Source organism: Acinetobacter sp. FDAARGOS_559 (assembly GCF_003940475.1).
In the GTDB taxonomy this organism is placed as follows: domain Bacteria; phylum Pseudomonadota; class Gammaproteobacteria; order Pseudomonadales; family Moraxellaceae; genus Acinetobacter; species Acinetobacter baumannii.
Genome location: NZ_RKJG01000005.1, coordinates 3963032 through 3978527, shown reverse-complemented (window position 1 = coordinate 3978527; position 15496 = coordinate 3963032). Strand labels below are relative to the sequence as shown.

Here is a 15496-nt window from a genome sequence, read left to right as displayed (position 1 = left end):
CATCTCCACGTTTTCAATGAAGCCATATTAACTCCACAATAAATTCAACAGTGGTGATATTATTTCTTATCATTGGTTCTATTTAGGCAACAATCATGCAACATGAGCTAAGTGCAATTTCTATATTTGTGACTGTGGTTGAAGCTGGAAGTTTTGTAAAAGCTGCCGAGCAATTGCATTTAACTCGCTCAGCCATAAGTAAAAATATTGCTCGGCTTGAAGAACAGCTTGGTGTAGTTCTATTTAAAAGAACAACACGTTCGCTCAGCATGACTGATGAAGGTGCTTTGTTTTATGAACATAGCCGTCGAGCATTAAGTGAAATACAAAATGCAGCAGCTTTATTAGACCAAAGGAAAATTAACGCAACAGGTCGATTAAGAATATCTGTGCCTGTACTTTTTGGACAACTCTTTGCTGCCCCGCTCATGGTTAAATTTGCTCATCAACATGCGGACTTACAGTTAGAAATTTCATTTAATGACCGAAATGTAGACTTGATCGAAGAAGGTTTTGATTTATGTATAAGAATCGGGGAATTGCCTGACACCACTCAGCTCGTTGCCAAACCGATTGGTGAACATCGAATGCTGCTTTGTGCTTCACCTGACTATTTAAATGAAGCAGGTCCATTAGAAAATATTGAAGACTTAGACCTGCACGCCACGATTGCCGATCCGCATTTTGGTCAAATGCAGAAATGGCGACTTCAAAAGGAAAATGCAGAACCTTTATTTATTAAGCCCAAAGCAAAACTTCTTTTAAATGACTTACAAGCCATTAAAAATGCAGCACTTGCTGGCGCAGGTATTGCTTGGCTACCCGACTGGCTCATTCAAAATGAATTACAGGACGGTAAGCTGGTACAAGTGTTAGACACCATGTCTAGCATTGCTTTTCCGATTCATTTGGTATGGCCTACACTGCCTTTTATGCCACTAAAAACCCGCCTTGCAATTGATTATTTGGCGCAGCATTTACCCTCTAAACTTAACAAACAAGCTTAAAATAAAAAAGCCTCGTTCATTCGAACAAGGCCTTTTTTAATATTCAAAGCTAATGTTTATTGCTCAGATTCAAACTCTTTAATTGCCTCTTTAGCAATTCGAAAGCTATCTACGGCAGCAGGCACGCCACAGTAAATTGCAACCTGCAAAAGCACTTCACGAATTTTCTCTTTAGGTACACCATTTCGAAGTGCACCTTTAACATGTAGTTTTAATTCATGCGGACGATTTAAAGCTGAGATCATTGCCAAGTTAATTAAACTGCGCTCAGGCTTACTTAATTCTTCACGCCCCCAAACAGCTCCCCAGCAATATTCAGTGACTAATTCTTGAAGAGGAAGATTAAACTCATCAGCATTGTTGATTGAATTATTTACATATTCTTCACCAAGAACTTGTTTACGGATTGCTAAACCCTTTTCAAATTTTTCATTACTCATATATTCAATCCTCCAAACAAGGTGTATTTAATTTCCAGATAATCTTCAATACCGTATTTAGAACCTTCACGCCCCAAACCAGACTGTTTAATGCCACCAAAAGGCGCAACTTCATTTGAAATAAGGCCTTTATTAATTCCGACCATGCCATACTCAAGCTGTTCACTCATTCGCCAAGCACGGCCTAAATCTTTGGTATAACAATATGCGGCTAAACCAAATTCAGTTGCATTTGCCATTTCAACTGCTTGTTGCTCGGTTTCAAATTTAAATACAGCTGCTAGCGGACCAAACGTTTCTTGGGTTGCCACATCCATATCAGCGGTAACATCTGCAATCAGTGTCGGTTCAAAAAATAATTCACCCGCAGTATGCCTTTTACCACCAATCACAAGACGACCATTTTTATCTAATGCATCTTGAATATGAGCTTCAACTTTTTTCACCGCATTGGCATTAATTAATGGCCCAATGTCATGCCCAGCTTCTAATCCATTACCAATATTAAAGTTTTGGATTTTTTGGCTTAAGGCAGCAATAAATTTTTCATAAATGCCCGCCTGCACTAAGAATCGATTGACGCATACACAGGTTTGCCCTGCATTTCTAAATTTAGCAATGAGTGCTCCCTCAATTGCTGCATCTAAATCGGCATCATCAAATACAATGAACGGCGCATTGCCACCCAATTCTAAGGAAACTTTTTTTAAGGTTTTTGCTGAACGCTCAAGCAACATTTTGCCAACTGGTGTTGAACCGGTAAAAGTAAACTTGCGTACGACATCACTTTCAAAAATCGCATCACCAATATGAGCCGCGTCGCCTGTAATCACACTAAAGATTTCAGCAGGCACGCCAGCTTGCACGGCTAAGTCCACTAAAGCCAAAGCAGTAAAAGGCGTTTCAGGCGCCGGTTTTACTATACAAGGACAACCCGCCGCCAAGGCTGGAGCAACCTTACGCGTAATCATGGCAGCGGGAAAATTCCACGGTGTAATGGCTGCCACAACACCAATAGGCTGTTTATTTACGACAATACGAGCATCGGGATATGGACTCGGAATAATATCGCCATACACTCGTTTTGCTTCTTCGGCAAACCATTCAATAAAACTGGCAGCATATAAAATTTCACCTTTGGCTTCGGCTAAAGGCTTTCCTTGCTCACTTGTTAAAATAAAAGCCAATTCATCTGCATTTGAAATAATTAAATCGAACCATTTTTTTAAAATAATGGATCGATCTTTTGCTGTTTTATTTTTCCATAACGGCCAAGCTTCTTTGGCAGCTTCAATGGCACGCTCGGCTTCAGCCTTGCCCATATTTGGGACAGTACCAATAATCTCTAATGTCGCCGGATTTAAAATTTCGGATGTTTGTTGATGGTCTGCATCGCACCACTTTCCAGCAACAAAAGCTTGCTGACGAAATAAAGTGAGTTCATTAAGCTGCATGATCATTATCCTGTTGAGATCTTCTGCATTGATAGTCGAGCGATACATAAATTAAATAGCTCACCATCAACTTTGTATTATGGCATACCAAAAATTAATTTAAAAAAATTTTCGGTATGCCCGAATGTTTAAATGTCTTTAGAAATAATAAAACAGCGTTAAGTTAAGCAACTTATTCCACTGGTTATCATCCCCTTTTGCCAATGAATCTTGAGTCCCACCAATGAATGGGTCATTTTTACTCATGATGTATTCAGCCACCAAAGATAGCTGTTTATGGTCAATAGACACACCAATAATATTACGAATCGAATCTTTCATACTGTCCTGATCTTTATCGTAATGGCTGTACATAAAGTACGGCGTAATGTTTCCGATTTGCTTAACATTTTTGAAAGAATAACCAACATCTGCTGTATAGAATGTTCCTTTGTTAGCTACATAATATTCGGTGTCGTAAGAGCCCATGAGCGACTGATTAGGATTAAGCTGGTCCTGATTAGTTACATCATTTTTACCACCAGTAAGGGTCACATTAAAATTGCCATAATTGGCTTTACCAAAAAGTGCCCATGCATGACGGCGCCCATCACTCGAAGCAGCTTTATTTTCAATATCGGATGTCCAATAGGAACCACCGAGTTGTGTGGTTAAACCATTAATTCCAAGATTTATATCTTGAGTCACTCGGCCTACCCACATGTTCTTTTCTTGCAAATCGGTTTTATTCGGATCATCTGAACTCACATAATTTGCAGTGTAGCGACCTGAATCTTGGGTAGAACCTGTGTAGTTCCCACCATCTACCGCAAAATAACCCACATCAAACTTGGTTGCTGTCGGCAATTCAAAATGATAATTCAAACCAAGATTATGAACGTCTTCTAAACCTGCGGTTGTGCTCATACTTCCATATAGGCTATTGCCCCAAAAACGTCCCGGTCCAAATGGAATCGGCTGAACACCTGCCACCACTTGATCTGTTTTATTTAATTTGTACCCTACATAACCATCAATTAAGGTAGAAAAATCACATAGATGGTCATATTGATAACAACGATATTCCGCATGACCAAATAACGGTCCACGCTCGTAGTCCAGTTTTAACTGCGCAGCATCAAAACGAATTTTTTGATCAGAAGCAGACTCTCCATAGTGTTTATCTTGATAGTTAGCGCGAACATAGCCGGATACGGTGAGCTTGCCGTATTCATCATCGGTGTTTCCAAAACTTATACCTGCGTAACTCGGATAGATTACAGCCATCAATGCTGTGCTTAAAGCTGCTTGTAAATAGCTTTTTTTCATTGTCGGATTCCTTTCACTACAATGCTTATTGAGGTAATTTTGCGTTTAATGCAGGTGCAGAACATTTAATCTTTCCTAGATTAAAGACGTAATACACCACCAGACTCACCACCAATCCAATGACCCATGAAATATCCACATCCGGAATTACATCAGCCAATGCACCTGTGAAGAAGGCATTTTTTAAGAACGGAATTTGTACCGCGATCCCAATGAAATAAGCCGTAAGCGCTTTTGCATTAAATTTGCCGTAAATACCACCATCACGTGCAAAGATCGATTGAATATCATAAGACTTTTTATTCACGACATAGAAATCTAATAAATTAATAGACACCCACGGCACCAAAATAAATAACAAGGCAAAAATCACATTCAAGAAGAAACTAATAAAGTTACTTGATGCCCAAAGCGCCGTTAAAGTCGCTAGAACTAATACAATGATTGATAACACGACTCGGATATTTCGGCTTGGCATCCACTGCCCTGCAAAAGTCTGAATTGAGGTAATACAGGAAAGAACCGCACCGTAGAGGTTCATGGCATTATGACCAATGATATTGCATAAGAACAAAATCATAAGGACATAACCGAACAGCCCAGTGCCTGACTTTACCGCTTCCATAGCATCTGCCGTTGAGCCAATACTGACCGCAATCGTACCAAATGCCATCGCAAAAATAGTTCCTAACGATGCGCCTAAATAGGTAAAGATAAATGGCTTATAAATACCAATCGACTTCGGTAAATATCGTGAATAATCTGAGGTATAGGGTGAAAAACTAATTTGCCATACCGCACACAAACCAAACATGGCAAACCAGCCTTTCATATTGAAAGAGCCTTTAGCAAGTACATCTGCATTAATATGCGGCACCATAATCATGAGGCCAATGAGCAACGAACCACCCATAAACCAAGTTCCAATTTTATTGAACTTATGAATAAAGTGATAACCGATCACGCCTATTGTGGTTGCTGCAATTGCACCAATCACAGTCGCAGTCGGCACAGGAATAGCAGGAACAACGGTATGAAGGGTTTTGCCTGACAAAATAATGTTAGAGATGAAAAAACCTAAATAAATGAGGGTGGTAAACAGTACAACCAGCAATGCCCCATAACGCCCGAACTGTGCGCGGCTCTGAATCATTTGAGGAATGCCGACCTGTGGGCCTTGTGCAGAGGTTAAGGCCAGAATCGCTGCACCAAAAAAATGTCCGCAGCAGATCGCAAGCAATGCACTTACAATATTGAGGTTAAACGTTAAAATTGACATTGCACCCGTAATCACGGCAAGCGGTGCAATATTGGTACAAAACCATAATGTGAATAGATCGCGAACTTTCCCATTACGTTCAGAGGGAGCAACATAATCAATGGAATGACTTTCGATGGCGAAAGCATTATTGCTATTTTCGTTTTGGCTCATATCCTTAATCTCTCTTTGAGGAATTCATTTCCTCAACATCAAAAAATCTGCCCAGCCAAAGTCATTTCAATATGACTCGGCTTCATCTTTTTATTTCCTTTTACAAACAGCTCATTTTTCTGTTTGTGTTGTTTTAGCCAAGAAAAAAGGTAAAGCCAGTCCGATCAATACTTGATTAAGCATCGATACATCTAGTTTTACGTTTTCAACTATTTAAAGCTTTAGGCGATTACTGGGTTTGACTGATTCATTTTTTCATCCTTGAAATTAAAATCCCGATATATTTTCATACCTCAAGTCATGACTTATCTCATGACAAATGGGTCATCAATTGGCTCATCTGAGGTACGTAACCAAACTGTTTTGGTGGTGGTGTAATCTAGAACCGCATTTGCGCCACCTTCCCGACCATGCCCCGAAAGCCCATGTCCACCAAAAGGTGCAAGTGGAGAAACCGCGCGGTAAGTGTTTAGCCAAACAATTCCCGACCCAATGACTTTGGTCATACGGTGAGCACGGCTTAAATTGGTGGTAAAAACGCCTGCTGCCAGCCCGTAAGGCGTGCTATTGGCTTTTTGCACAGCTTCCGCTTCATCTTTGAAACTATCTACCGATAACACCGGACCAAATAGTTCTGTGGTAATGCAATCTGCTTGAGGTGCATCGGTGCAATCTAAAATGGTCGGTGGATAGTAATAACCTGCTCGCTCAAGGCTTTTCCCGCCAGTAAGAAGTTTTGCCCCTTGCTGGATTGAACTTGCAACGACTTGCTCAATTTTTTGGCGTTGGCGTAAGGTACAAAGCGGCCCAAACTCGGTGGCCATCTCATGAGGTAAACCAATTTTTATGGTTTGTACACGCTCAACCAAACGCTGAACAAATTCATCTTTAATGCTTTCTTCAACCAGTAAGCGTGAACCTGCTACACAACTTTGCCCAGTAGCAGCAAAAATAGCAGCAACCTGAGCATTTACCGCACTTTGAATATCTGCATCAGCAAATACAATAAATGGTGATTTGCCACCTAATTCGAGTGAAACTTTTGCAAGATTTTCAGCCGAGTTACGCACAATGTGCCGCGCTGTTTCTGGTCCACCTGTAAACGCAACATGGGCAACATCAGGATGACTACTCAGCACGGCGCCACATTCAGGTCCGAAACCGGTAATCACATTGACCACTCCAGCCGGAAAACCCGCTTCATGGACCAATTTAGCAAAGGCTAACAATGGTCCAGGGCCGTCTTCAGAGGCTTTTAGCACAACTGTACAACCTGCTGCTAAAGCAGGACCTACCTTCACTGCCGATAAAAATAACTGACTGTTCCAAGGAACAATTGCAGCAACCACACCCACGGGTTCACGAACAATCCATGCTTGCATGTCTGCCTTATCAATCGGTAGAAAACTACCCTCTAATTTGTCGGCAATACCTGCATAGTAGCGATAATATTCAGCGACATAGGCAATCTGGCTCGATGTTTCACGAATAATTTTGCCCGTATCACTGGTTTCAATTTGGGCAAGTTGCGGTGCAGCTTTTTCAATTAAATCAGCCAACTTATAGAGCAATTTACCGCGCTGGGAGGCCGTTAAACCTGCCCACTCCGGTGCTTTTAATGCCTGAGATGCCGCTTGAACTGCTCGGTTGACTTCCTCGGTTCGAGCTTCCGGCATGTGTGCCCAAACTTCACCTGTTGCAGGATTAATACTTTCAAAAGTCGCTGCACCAGATTCAAACTGACCATTAATATAAAGCTGAAAGTCTGCTGTCATGATATTCGCCTCTATGCAAATGCCGGCATAACTTCATTGATCATACGTTCTAATGAGGCTTTTTTACGTTCAAAGCTCATGCCTGTATCAATCCAGAAAGAATATTCGTTATAGCCCATCGCTTCATAGGCTTTTAAGCGATCAATGACTTCTTGGGCTTGCCCAATCACGTTATTTTTGCGCATCGCCTCAGGTGTATAAAAAGGATGTGCAGCAATTTCTTCAGGGCTTAAAGGTGCGATTAAACCTTGATTAATTTCACGCTCATTTTTAAACCAAGCACCAAAGTAGTTATAGAACGTATTAATTTCATCTGCTGCCAGTTGAGCATCTTCTTCGCTATCTGCCACATAGGTATGGCGGAGCAACATAATTTCCGGACGCGGTACATCACTGAACTTTTCGCAAGCTGCATTGAAATGTCCCATGAGCTTTTCAACTTCTTCGTCACCTAAATGTAACGGCGTTACCTGTACATTACAGCCATTTTGCACAGCAAATTCGTGGCTATTTGGATCACGGGCAGCAACCCAAATTGGTGGATGCGGTTGTTGAAGCGGTTGAGGCGCCGAAGTCGTTTTTGGAAACTGCCAAAATTCCCCGTTATGCTCATAATCGCCTTTCCAAAGGTTTTTAATTGCGGGAATCATTTCACGTAAACGCTGACCTGCACTCCATGCATCCATGCCCGGAACCATACGTTCATATTCAAACGAATAAGCACCACGAGCAATACCAATATCTAAACGGCCGTTGGTAATAATGTCGGTCATTGCAGCTTCACCTGCAAGTTTAATCGGGTGCCAGAATGGCGCTACTACCGTACCCGTACCTAAACGAACATTTTTGGTTTTATTCGCTAAATCGACCAGATTTAAAAATGGGTTCGGTGCAATGGTAAAGTTCATGGCATGGTGTTCGCCTGTCCAAACCGCATGCATACCGCCACGGTCTGCAATTTGACAAAGCTCAATCATTTCATCATAAAGCTGCTTCTGGGTTTGCTGATCAGAAACACGTTCCATATGCACAAATAATGAAAAACGCATGATTAAACTTCCTCTTTAACGATTTGACGAACTGTACCTGTTGTCTGATTTCCGTAATAAACACCATAAGTTTTCAAATGGTTTTCTTTGCGATAGCGCATCAGCATACTTTCTAAAGCACTGTCTACAAACTCAAGTTTCTCAAGATCATTTAAATCGACAAACTGACCTTTAGTGGCTTGAGCTACGGGTGTGTTGCATAAAAATGAAATATATTGCTGCTGGTTTTCAACGTTTTCATATACAGAGTAAATGAAGTTGGCAGAAGCATCTGGCTGATATTGTGCAAAGATTTTCTCGAGCGCTTTATCTGCACCGTCTTTATCTACCATGACATGCGGAATAGTCCATTTATGATCGGCAGTTTCTTCAAGTAAAATGGTATTTTCATGTCCAATAATGGCACTCATCACCACTTTAGGGCCAGAGATCACCTCGGCAGAAAGTTTGGCTGGTGTGAAATATCCACCACGATAATAACCAAGACCTGCAAAACCGGTCGAAGCAAAATCTTCAACTTTACCAATTAAAATCGCATGGTCACCAGCATCGACAACTTGGTAGGTAGTACAGTCAAACCATGCACTGACATGATCGATCAGCGGGTTCTGGCAAGCGCTTTTTGACCATGAAAGATTTGCAAAACGGTCTTCGCTTGGACGAGCAAAAGTATTTGAAACATCCTTTTGCTCTTCTGCCAAAATATTGATTGCAAAATGAGTGGTATTTGCAAAGTTATGATAATTGCTTGATGTCTTGGCAATACTCACTAGAAGTAAAGCTGGGTCCAAAGACACCGAAGCAAAAGAGTTCGCTGTAAAGCCAAGTGGCGTTCCATCTTCTTTACAGGTTGTGACCACCGTAACGCCTGTCATAAATGACCCGAAAGCATCACGAAGTTCACGCATTTTATTGATAGTATCCATTTCACTCATTGTTATATTCCTTCAGCAATGTGTGGCAATTTAAACGTTGGTTTCCAACCACGCTTGCATTGCATTATTCACTTTGTCAGGTGCAGTTAAATTCACCATATGACGTTCATTTTCAATGACAATTGCAGTGCCATGCTTTGCCTGTTTTGCCATTTGTATTGCCATTTCTGCAGTTGAGTTCGGATCATCCGTACCGGTCAACACCAAAGCAGGACAAGTGATCTTTGACCAGTCATCTGCATAAGTTTCATCGCCTTGTGCAAACGCAGAATACGCAGTGGTATAACCAGATAAGTCGACATTTTCGAGCCAAGTTTTCACTTTGGCAGCTGCTATACGCTCGACTTCACTTTCACCAAACCAGCGTTGTAGCGGAGTTTCAACATCAATACGGCCTGTTTTTAACTCTTCAGCTCTTTGGATGACTGCATGACGTGCCTGTGGTGTCCGTTTATACACACCATTGAGTACAGCCATCCGTTTAACTAAATCAGGACGGGTAACACTGACTCCTGTCGTAATGAGTGATCCCATTGAGTGCCCTGCTAAATTTACCGGACCTAAATTTAAGGCTGTAATAAATTCGATAGTCCATTCAACAAAATCTTGTAATTTGGCTTCTGCCGGTAATTTGGTACTTTGACCATGTCCCGGCATATCTACTGAAATCACATGATAATGTTTAGAAAAATATTCAATTTGTGGATACCATGCCGCAGCTTGCATTCCCACTCCATGGATCAGAACCAGAGGCTCTCCTTCGCCTTGCTCAAAATAGTGAGCAATACGGTTATTTGACAGCTGCAGGGTTTTTGACATCATGACCTAACTCTTCCAAATCTTTATAACGATCACCAATACGATGATGTGGTCGACCACCTGTTGCTGCACCAATCACAACAACCAGTTCGTCAGCAGCAGGTGCATCTGGAATTGCAAATTGCAATGTTAAGTAATGAGAACGGCGGCCTTCGTCATTTTTATCCATCATTGGAATTAAAATCGGCGCATTTGCTGGGCCACGGGTATTGTTAAATGCCAAATAAGACTTCGCGCCAACAGCACTACGGTAAGTATTACCAAAATGTAAGGTGTGAATTAAAGCTGATGCATGCTCAAGTTCACCATTTAAGCCCACCACTGCACTTTTACCAAAAGCTTCAACAGCCTCGCCCGAACCGACTTCATCAAGAATAAGCTTGGTTAAATGCTTGCTTAAGATTGGAGCGATACGACGAATTTCCGGTGTTAGGTTTTCTACATAACCTTGCCCTGCCCACGGATTTTTAATCACCGCTGCTGCTGCCACCATTTTTAAAGGCTTGGCTGCTTCTTTGCCGCCATCTACATAAGTGGTTTCTACATGAAGCACAGTTTTACGTATGAGTTCCATTGCTCTTCCTTGCAAGTAAATTATCTTATCATTCGTATTACGGTATACCATAATACATACTGAAAAAAAAGCAAGAGTTTGCTATGCTAATTTTTATTGAAAAACATGTAATGAAACTCAACATGTTAAAAAACAGGAAAATTTAATTACCTATGAATCTTAAAATTGAGAACCCGCCCGTAACTTTACGAGAGCTGTGTTTAGATAAAGTGCGTAATGCTATTATTACGGGCTATTTCCCTTCAGGAAAAAGATTGGTTGAAAGAACGTTATGTGAAGAACTTGGCGTGAGCCGTTCTGTAGTTCGCGAAGTGATTCGTTATTTGGAAGCAGAAGGTTTAGTCGAGATTTTGCCAAATAAAGGCCCTATCGTTTCGCTCCTTAACTGGGACATCGCTTCACAAATTTATGAAATTCGTCTTTTATTAGAGCAAAGTGCCGTGGTCGACTGCACTAAAAATCTAGATGAAAAAACTGCTGAAAAATTAAAACTTCTATTAGAAGATCTTAAAGCTGCGTTTGCCGCCGATGACATCAATCTCATTATTGCGACCTCTACCCGGCTTTATGAAACTATTTTTACTACAGCCAATCACCATATTGCTTGGGAAGTGGTTCAACGTTTAAACGGTCGAATTAGCCGTCTTCGTGCCATGACCATGAAATCAACAAAGCGTGAAATTTCAGGTTATCAACGTATTAAAAATATGTGTGAGGCCATCTATCTTCACAAAGACCCTGAAAAGGCAAAACAAGCTGTTGCTGAACATATTGCTGAAGCTGCTGCTGTCGCAAAAAATATTTTAGATGCGTGAAATCACAAATTTTAGGAAAAGGTAAATAGGCCTTTATTGAATAAGTTATAGGGAAATACGATATGTCTGCGTACTGGATTGCTCATGTCACCATTCATGATATGGAACAATATAAACAATATATGGCCACTGCTCCGCAAGCTTTTCAAAAGTATGGTGCCAAGTTTCTTGCGCGTGGCGGTGCCTCGGAAGTCTTAGAAGGACAAGAGTTTGAACGTCATGTGGTGATTGAGTTTCCAGATATGGAAACTGCACGTGAATGTTATTTTTCACCTGAATATCAGCTTGCCAAAAGTAAACGCCAAGGCTGCTGTGATGTCATGGTGAGTTTTGTTGAAGGGATCTAAATTGCTGAATTGATTTCTCAACTTGAGAAATCAATTCTATTTTAAGTTGTTATATCAGCGAGCTTATTTATATGTTTTAAATAAACCTTATAAAAACCTCACCATTAACTCATCATTCAATCGAAAAAATTTCAAGCAAACTAATCAGCTTCTTCTTTTTTAGAAGAAGGCCCCAAAGCCATACTCGAAAATACGCCATCGCGATAAATCCAGGCATGTAATAACGCAGCAGATAAATGACCAATGACGACAGCAAATAATAGCCAAGCCAAAATTCCGTGTAGAGTACGGAACCAAGCGTAAAGCGTAGAGTTGGTTGGTGCTATAGGTGGAAGATCCCAACCCGGAAATAAAGTGACAGGCCAATTACCTGCCGATAGCGTCGCCCATCCGAGCAATGGCAAACTAAACATCAAAATATAAAGTAGCCAATGTGATGCATGGGCAAGAAACGCCTGCCAGCGCGGTACAGTCGGCGGCAAAGGTGGAATTGGATAACAGAGTCGATTTATTAATCTTATGATGACCAATAGTAAGATTGCGATTCCTAAAGGACGGTGAATATCAATTAACCACGGACGCCAAGTCATTGAGGTGGTCATTCCTACCCCAATAAATAGCATAGCCAGAATTGCTGCCGCCATAAGCCAATGCAGTATTCGAGCAGTCAAATTAAAATGACGTGGAGCAGTATCGTTAGATTTATTTTGCATTGTTCAGCTCTCCTATTTGCCCACGGCATCCGTTGCTTTGCCAAATCCAATTTCACGTAATCGAGCATTGTAAGACTGTGAATAGATAGCCGCTCGTGCTGCGAGTACTGGGTCATCTGATAACTCAATTCCCGGTGGCACCAAAGTTGGGTCAAAGTTAATATCACGACAAGCGCCATTTACCTGATCAGTTACATTTTTGACTTCCAATGTTCCGGCTATAACTTCTTTACGGCCTTTTGGCCAAGGCTGAGATGGGTCATTCACCGGGTCTCCCGGCTCGGCAAGTTGCAAAACCAAGTCCCAATAGAGCGGTCCTTCAGCCAAACGTTTTTTGATGTCTTTAAATAAGAAATCATGATCAGCTTGATCACGTTGCTCTTTCGTCAGACTAATAAATTTTGAATGAGGACGCATAGACCAACGGACTGGCTGTTCTTGTCCATTGGCTGCCCGCAATATAAAGGCATTTACGACATAAAATTCTGCACCGCTGAAACTACCAGTTAATGGCATCTTGGCCTTTTGCTCAATAGACTTACGCGCTTCGGGATATTCTTTTAAAAATGCCTCAACAAGGGCTGGATCAGGTTTACCAGTAGACGGAACCGGTTTAAATGCTTTTTGCTGCGCCAAAAAACCTTCAGCATTTCGAGTCGGGAAATAAGGAAAGTTGTTTAATTTCATGCGCCACTGCGAATGATCGGCTGGAGAAAGTAATAAAGCCATACTCACTGTTGCGGTAGAATTATCTGCCGCATGCGGGTTACCGCTTCCAATAGAAAATCGGCCAATTGCTGGTATATCAGACTTGGTAAATACCGTGGCTTTAGAGAGTGCTGCTGCCGCACCATTACTATGGTAAGTGCCATCAAAACAAATACCTTTACCATGTGCTCGTCGATATCCGGGATCAAAGTTTTTTAATGTGTCACCCAAAAAAGTTTTGGATGTTGTTCGATGTCCAAATAGACCAGCGGTCCAAGCAAATGCCAATACTAAAGCGCCTGCGATTACAGCAATACCCACGAATCGCAGCCAGTACTTCTTTAGAGTTTTAAAATTCAAATTATTCATTCTTCATCCTGTGTAAATTATATAGCTGCATTTATAAAGAAAAGTTTGATCCTATAAAAAAGAGTATTACTTAATTTGATGGAATTATGTTCAAGATTAGCTAAGTAAATAAAATCCCGAAATTTCTGGATCCAATAGTGATAAACCTTAATATAATATTTATTTCTGGGCCATATAAGTTACGTACCGTGAGGTTATTATTAAGTTTATTAACATTTGAATGGAGATAAATAAAGCATGGGAACGAAAAATGTAAAAGTTCCCACTTTTTGACAAGTCACATTGGCTTTTAGTTTTATAAGTTGGCTATAAGTTTTATTTTTTAACTATTAGATCATTTTCATATTAAATACACTCATGCCCAGCCAACCAACTGGCTTTGAGCATGAGTGAATCGTTTAACCTTTTTCTTTTAACCGTTTTGGCGTAGCCCATATTAGTAGTGCAATACACACAACACATAAGCTTGCAATAATATACAGCGCAGGCGTTGTACTCCCTGTTATGTCTTTAATATGACCAACCATAATAGGACTAACAATTCCCCCTACTTGCCCTAATGTATTAATGAGCGCTGTACCACCCGCAGCCCCCGCCCCAGCTCCGACCAAGACTTTAGGTGGTAAATTCCAGAAAGAAGGAATTGCAGCAACAATACCTGCCCCTAATAAAGCAAGCGAAATGACCACAACAACGGGGTTCGCATCAAAGAAACCGGCGGTAAAGAAACCAATAGCACCTAAAGAGAGTAAACCAGCAGTAAATTTTAAACGCTCCCCAGATTTATCTGCTAAACGTCCAACAATTACCATTGTAATTGCTCCCATGAGGTATGGAATGGCACTAAGAAAACCAATCATTTGCGTATCATCAATACCTGAGCTTTTTATTAACTGTGGCCCCCAGAAATTTAAACCATAAGATGCAATCTGAATCAGAAAATAGATAGCACCTAAAATTAATAATCCCGGGGTTTTAATGGCAGCCCATAATGAATGAGAGGCCTTTTCTGGTTGTTTAGGTTCAACCAAACGTTTTAAGTGAACTTTTTCTGAGGATGATAGCCATTGCGCATCATCAATACGATCTTTTAAATAAGTAAGAACACAAAGACCCAGTAAAACGCAAGGCACGCCACCGACTAAAAATAACCAATGCCATCCACGCATGTTCATCACACCATCAAGTGATGACAATAACACCCCTGAAATTGGTCCTCCAAAGATGCCTGAAAAAGCAGAAGCAAGGAAAAATAATGAAATAATTCGACCACGATAGCTTTGAGGAAACCAAAGCGTCATGTAATACAGCACACCCGGAGCAAAGCCAGCCTCCATTGCACCAATCAAGAAACGTAATACATAAAATTGCCACTCTGTGGTCACAAATACCATTAAGGCCGTTGCAACACCCCAAGAAATCATGATGCGCGCAATCCATTTTCTCGCACCAAATTTATGTAGCAATAAATTACTAGGTACTTCAAATATTACATACCCAATTACAAACAAACTGGCACCAAGGCCATAAGCTGTATTGCTTAGAGATAAATCAGCTTGTAACTGAAACTTGGCAAAACTAATATTGATACGATCAAAAAAAGCAAATAAGTAACACACCATAATTAATGGCATGATTTTCCATGCTACTTTTTTTATTAATTGCTTTTCGGCAATTGCTTCAGCCGATAATTCCATGCTTTGCGTTAAACTCATTTATTTTCTCCTGAAAATGAGCCTTAAGACGCGTCC

The 15496-nt window shown here is 40.9% G+C and carries 15 protein-coding genes and 1 pseudogene; 3 read left to right on the top strand and 13 right to left on the bottom strand.

Translation table 11 applies throughout. The annotated features are described in order from the left end of the window. Positions 1–95: 95 nt before the first annotated feature. A complete protein-coding gene (locus tag EGS71_RS20745) occupies positions 96–1007 on the top strand; it encodes a LysR family transcriptional regulator (RefSeq protein WP_001163445.1) in 912 nt (303 codons plus the stop codon). 56 nt (positions 1008–1063) lie between these two features. On the opposite strand, the gene EGS71_RS20740 is transcribed toward EGS71_RS20745, so the two are convergent. The 10 genes and pseudogenes from EGS71_RS20740 to EGS71_RS20695 all read right to left on the bottom strand — a co-directional run bounded on the left by EGS71_RS20740 (position 1064) and on the right by EGS71_RS20695 (position 10793). Further along, on the bottom strand, positions 1064–1447 hold the full coding sequence (locus EGS71_RS20740; RefSeq protein ID WP_000064100.1) for a carboxymuconolactone decarboxylase family protein: 384 nt from the start codon (positions 1445–1447) through the stop codon (positions 1064–1066). Next, positions 1444–2901, bottom strand: a complete 1458-nt coding sequence (locus EGS71_RS20735) for an NAD-dependent succinate-semialdehyde dehydrogenase (RefSeq protein ID WP_001176563.1) — start codon at positions 2899–2901, stop codon at positions 1444–1446. Before EGS71_RS20735 ends, EGS71_RS20740 begins: the two co-directional genes overlap by 4 nt. A gap of 138 nt (positions 2902–3039) precedes the next feature. Further along, positions 3040–4209 carry a hypothetical protein gene (locus tag EGS71_RS20730; RefSeq protein WP_000750366.1) on the bottom strand — a complete coding sequence of 390 codons (1170 nt, stop codon included), beginning with the start codon at positions 4207–4209 and terminating at the stop codon, positions 3040–3042. Positions 4210–4234: 25 nt separating this feature from the next. Continuing rightward, a complete protein-coding gene (locus EGS71_RS20725) occupies positions 4235–5641 on the bottom strand; it encodes a purine-cytosine permease family protein (RefSeq protein WP_000081160.1) in 1407 nt (468 codons plus the stop codon). 38 nt (positions 5642–5679) lie between these two features. Beyond that, a pseudogene (locus EGS71_RS20720) lies at positions 5680–5824 on the bottom strand (hypothetical protein). Between the two features lie 122 nt (positions 5825–5946). Next, positions 5947–7416 (bottom strand): (Z)-2-((N-methylformamido)methylene)-5-hydroxybutyrolactone dehydrogenase, encoded by a 1470-nt coding sequence (tgnC, locus tag EGS71_RS20715; protein WP_000123067.1) that lies wholly within the window; start codon positions 7414–7416, stop codon positions 5947–5949. Positions 7417–7427: 11 nt separating this feature from the next. Beyond that, entirely contained in the window at positions 7428–8465 is a 1038-nt protein-coding gene (gene tgnB, locus EGS71_RS20710; RefSeq protein ID WP_001212565.1) for a flavin-dependent trigonelline monooxygenase oxygenase component, read from the bottom strand. Between the two features lie 2 nt (positions 8466–8467). Next, positions 8468–9400, bottom strand: a complete 933-nt coding sequence (gene tgnA, locus EGS71_RS20705; protein ID WP_001293253.1) for a flavin-dependent trigonelline monooxygenase reductase component — start codon at positions 9398–9400, stop codon at positions 8468–8470. Positions 9401–9430: 30 nt separating this feature from the next. Further along, positions 9431–10222 (bottom strand): alpha/beta fold hydrolase, encoded by a 792-nt coding sequence (locus tag EGS71_RS20700; RefSeq protein ID WP_000987217.1) that lies wholly within the window; start codon positions 10220–10222, stop codon positions 9431–9433. Next, the gene (locus EGS71_RS20695; protein WP_000420417.1) at positions 10191–10793 is read right to left on the bottom strand and encodes an amino acid synthesis family protein; all 603 of its coding nucleotides are present in this window, start codon (positions 10791–10793) and stop codon (positions 10191–10193) included. The genes EGS71_RS20700 and EGS71_RS20695 overlap by 32 nt, the downstream gene beginning before the upstream one ends. Before the next feature lie 152 nt (positions 10794–10945). Here EGS71_RS20695 and EGS71_RS20690 point away from each other — a divergent pair, with 152 nt between their 5' ends. Together EGS71_RS20690 and EGS71_RS20685 are read left to right on the top strand one after the other, a co-directional pair. Then, entirely contained in the window at positions 10946–11608 is a 663-nt protein-coding gene (locus EGS71_RS20690; RefSeq protein ID WP_001049495.1) for a GntR family transcriptional regulator, read from the top strand. Between the two features lie 62 nt (positions 11609–11670). Continuing rightward, positions 11671–11955, top strand: a complete 285-nt coding sequence (locus EGS71_RS20685) for a DUF1330 domain-containing protein (protein WP_001277471.1) — start codon at positions 11671–11673, stop codon at positions 11953–11955. 140 nt (positions 11956–12095) lie between these two features. Here EGS71_RS20685 and EGS71_RS20680 read toward each other — a convergent pair whose 3' ends face one another. The 3 genes from EGS71_RS20680 to EGS71_RS20670 form a co-directional block, all read right to left on the bottom strand. Continuing rightward, positions 12096–12668: a cytochrome b gene (locus EGS71_RS20680; protein WP_001180298.1), complete on the bottom strand. Its 573-nt coding sequence runs from the start codon at positions 12666–12668 to the stop codon at positions 12096–12098. A gap of 12 nt (positions 12669–12680) precedes the next feature. Next, positions 12681–13745: a catalase family peroxidase gene (locus tag EGS71_RS20675; RefSeq protein WP_001061484.1), complete on the bottom strand. Its 1065-nt coding sequence runs from the start codon at positions 13743–13745 to the stop codon at positions 12681–12683. Between the two features lie 398 nt (positions 13746–14143). Beyond that, positions 14144–15460 carry an MFS transporter gene (locus tag EGS71_RS20670; RefSeq protein WP_000060070.1) on the bottom strand — a complete coding sequence of 439 codons (1317 nt, stop codon included), beginning with the start codon at positions 15458–15460 and terminating at the stop codon, positions 14144–14146. Positions 15461–15496: the final 36 nt, after the last annotated feature.

Excerpts from the sequence above, each read along its gene's own strand:
- EGS71_RS20745 (WP_001163445.1), top strand. The coding sequence starts at position 96 with ATGCAACATGAGCTAAGTGCAATTTCTATATTTGTGACTGTGGTTGAA.
- EGS71_RS20740 (WP_000064100.1), bottom strand. The coding sequence starts at position 1,447 with ATGAGTAATGAAAAATTTGAAAAGGGTTTAGCAATCCGTAAACAAGTT.
- EGS71_RS20735 (WP_001176563.1), bottom strand. The coding sequence starts at position 2,901 with ATGCAGCTTAATGAACTCACTTTATTTCGTCAGCAAGCTTTTGTTGCT.
- EGS71_RS20730 (WP_000750366.1), bottom strand. The coding sequence starts at position 4,209 with ATGAAAAAAAGCTATTTACAAGCAGCTTTAAGCACAGCATTGATGGCT.
- EGS71_RS20725 (WP_000081160.1), bottom strand. The coding sequence starts at position 5,641 with ATGAGCCAAAACGAAAATAGCAATAATGCTTTCGCCATCGAAAGTCAT.
- tgnC (WP_000123067.1), bottom strand. The coding sequence starts at position 7,416 with ATGACAGCAGACTTTCAGCTTTATATTAATGGTCAGTTTGAATCTGGT.
- tgnB (WP_001212565.1), bottom strand. The coding sequence starts at position 8,465 with ATGCGTTTTTCATTATTTGTGCATATGGAACGTGTTTCTGATCAGCAA.
- tgnA (WP_001293253.1), bottom strand. The coding sequence starts at position 9,400 with ATGAGTGAAATGGATACTATCAATAAAATGCGTGAACTTCGTGATGCT.
- EGS71_RS20700 (WP_000987217.1), bottom strand. The coding sequence starts at position 10,222 with ATGATGTCAAAAACCCTGCAGCTGTCAAATAACCGTATTGCTCACTAT.
- EGS71_RS20695 (WP_000420417.1), bottom strand. The coding sequence starts at position 10,793 with ATGGAACTCATACGTAAAACTGTGCTTCATGTAGAAACCACTTATGTA.
- EGS71_RS20690 (WP_001049495.1), top strand. The coding sequence starts at position 10,946 with ATGAATCTTAAAATTGAGAACCCGCCCGTAACTTTACGAGAGCTGTGT.
- EGS71_RS20685 (WP_001277471.1), top strand. The coding sequence starts at position 11,671 with ATGTCTGCGTACTGGATTGCTCATGTCACCATTCATGATATGGAACAA.
- EGS71_RS20680 (WP_001180298.1), bottom strand. The coding sequence starts at position 12,668 with ATGCAAAATAAATCTAACGATACTGCTCCACGTCATTTTAATTTGACT.
- EGS71_RS20675 (WP_001061484.1), bottom strand. The coding sequence starts at position 13,745 with ATGAATAATTTGAATTTTAAAACTCTAAAGAAGTACTGGCTGCGATTC.
- EGS71_RS20670 (WP_000060070.1), bottom strand. The coding sequence starts at position 15,460 with ATGAGTTTAACGCAAAGCATGGAATTATCGGCTGAAGCAATTGCCGAA.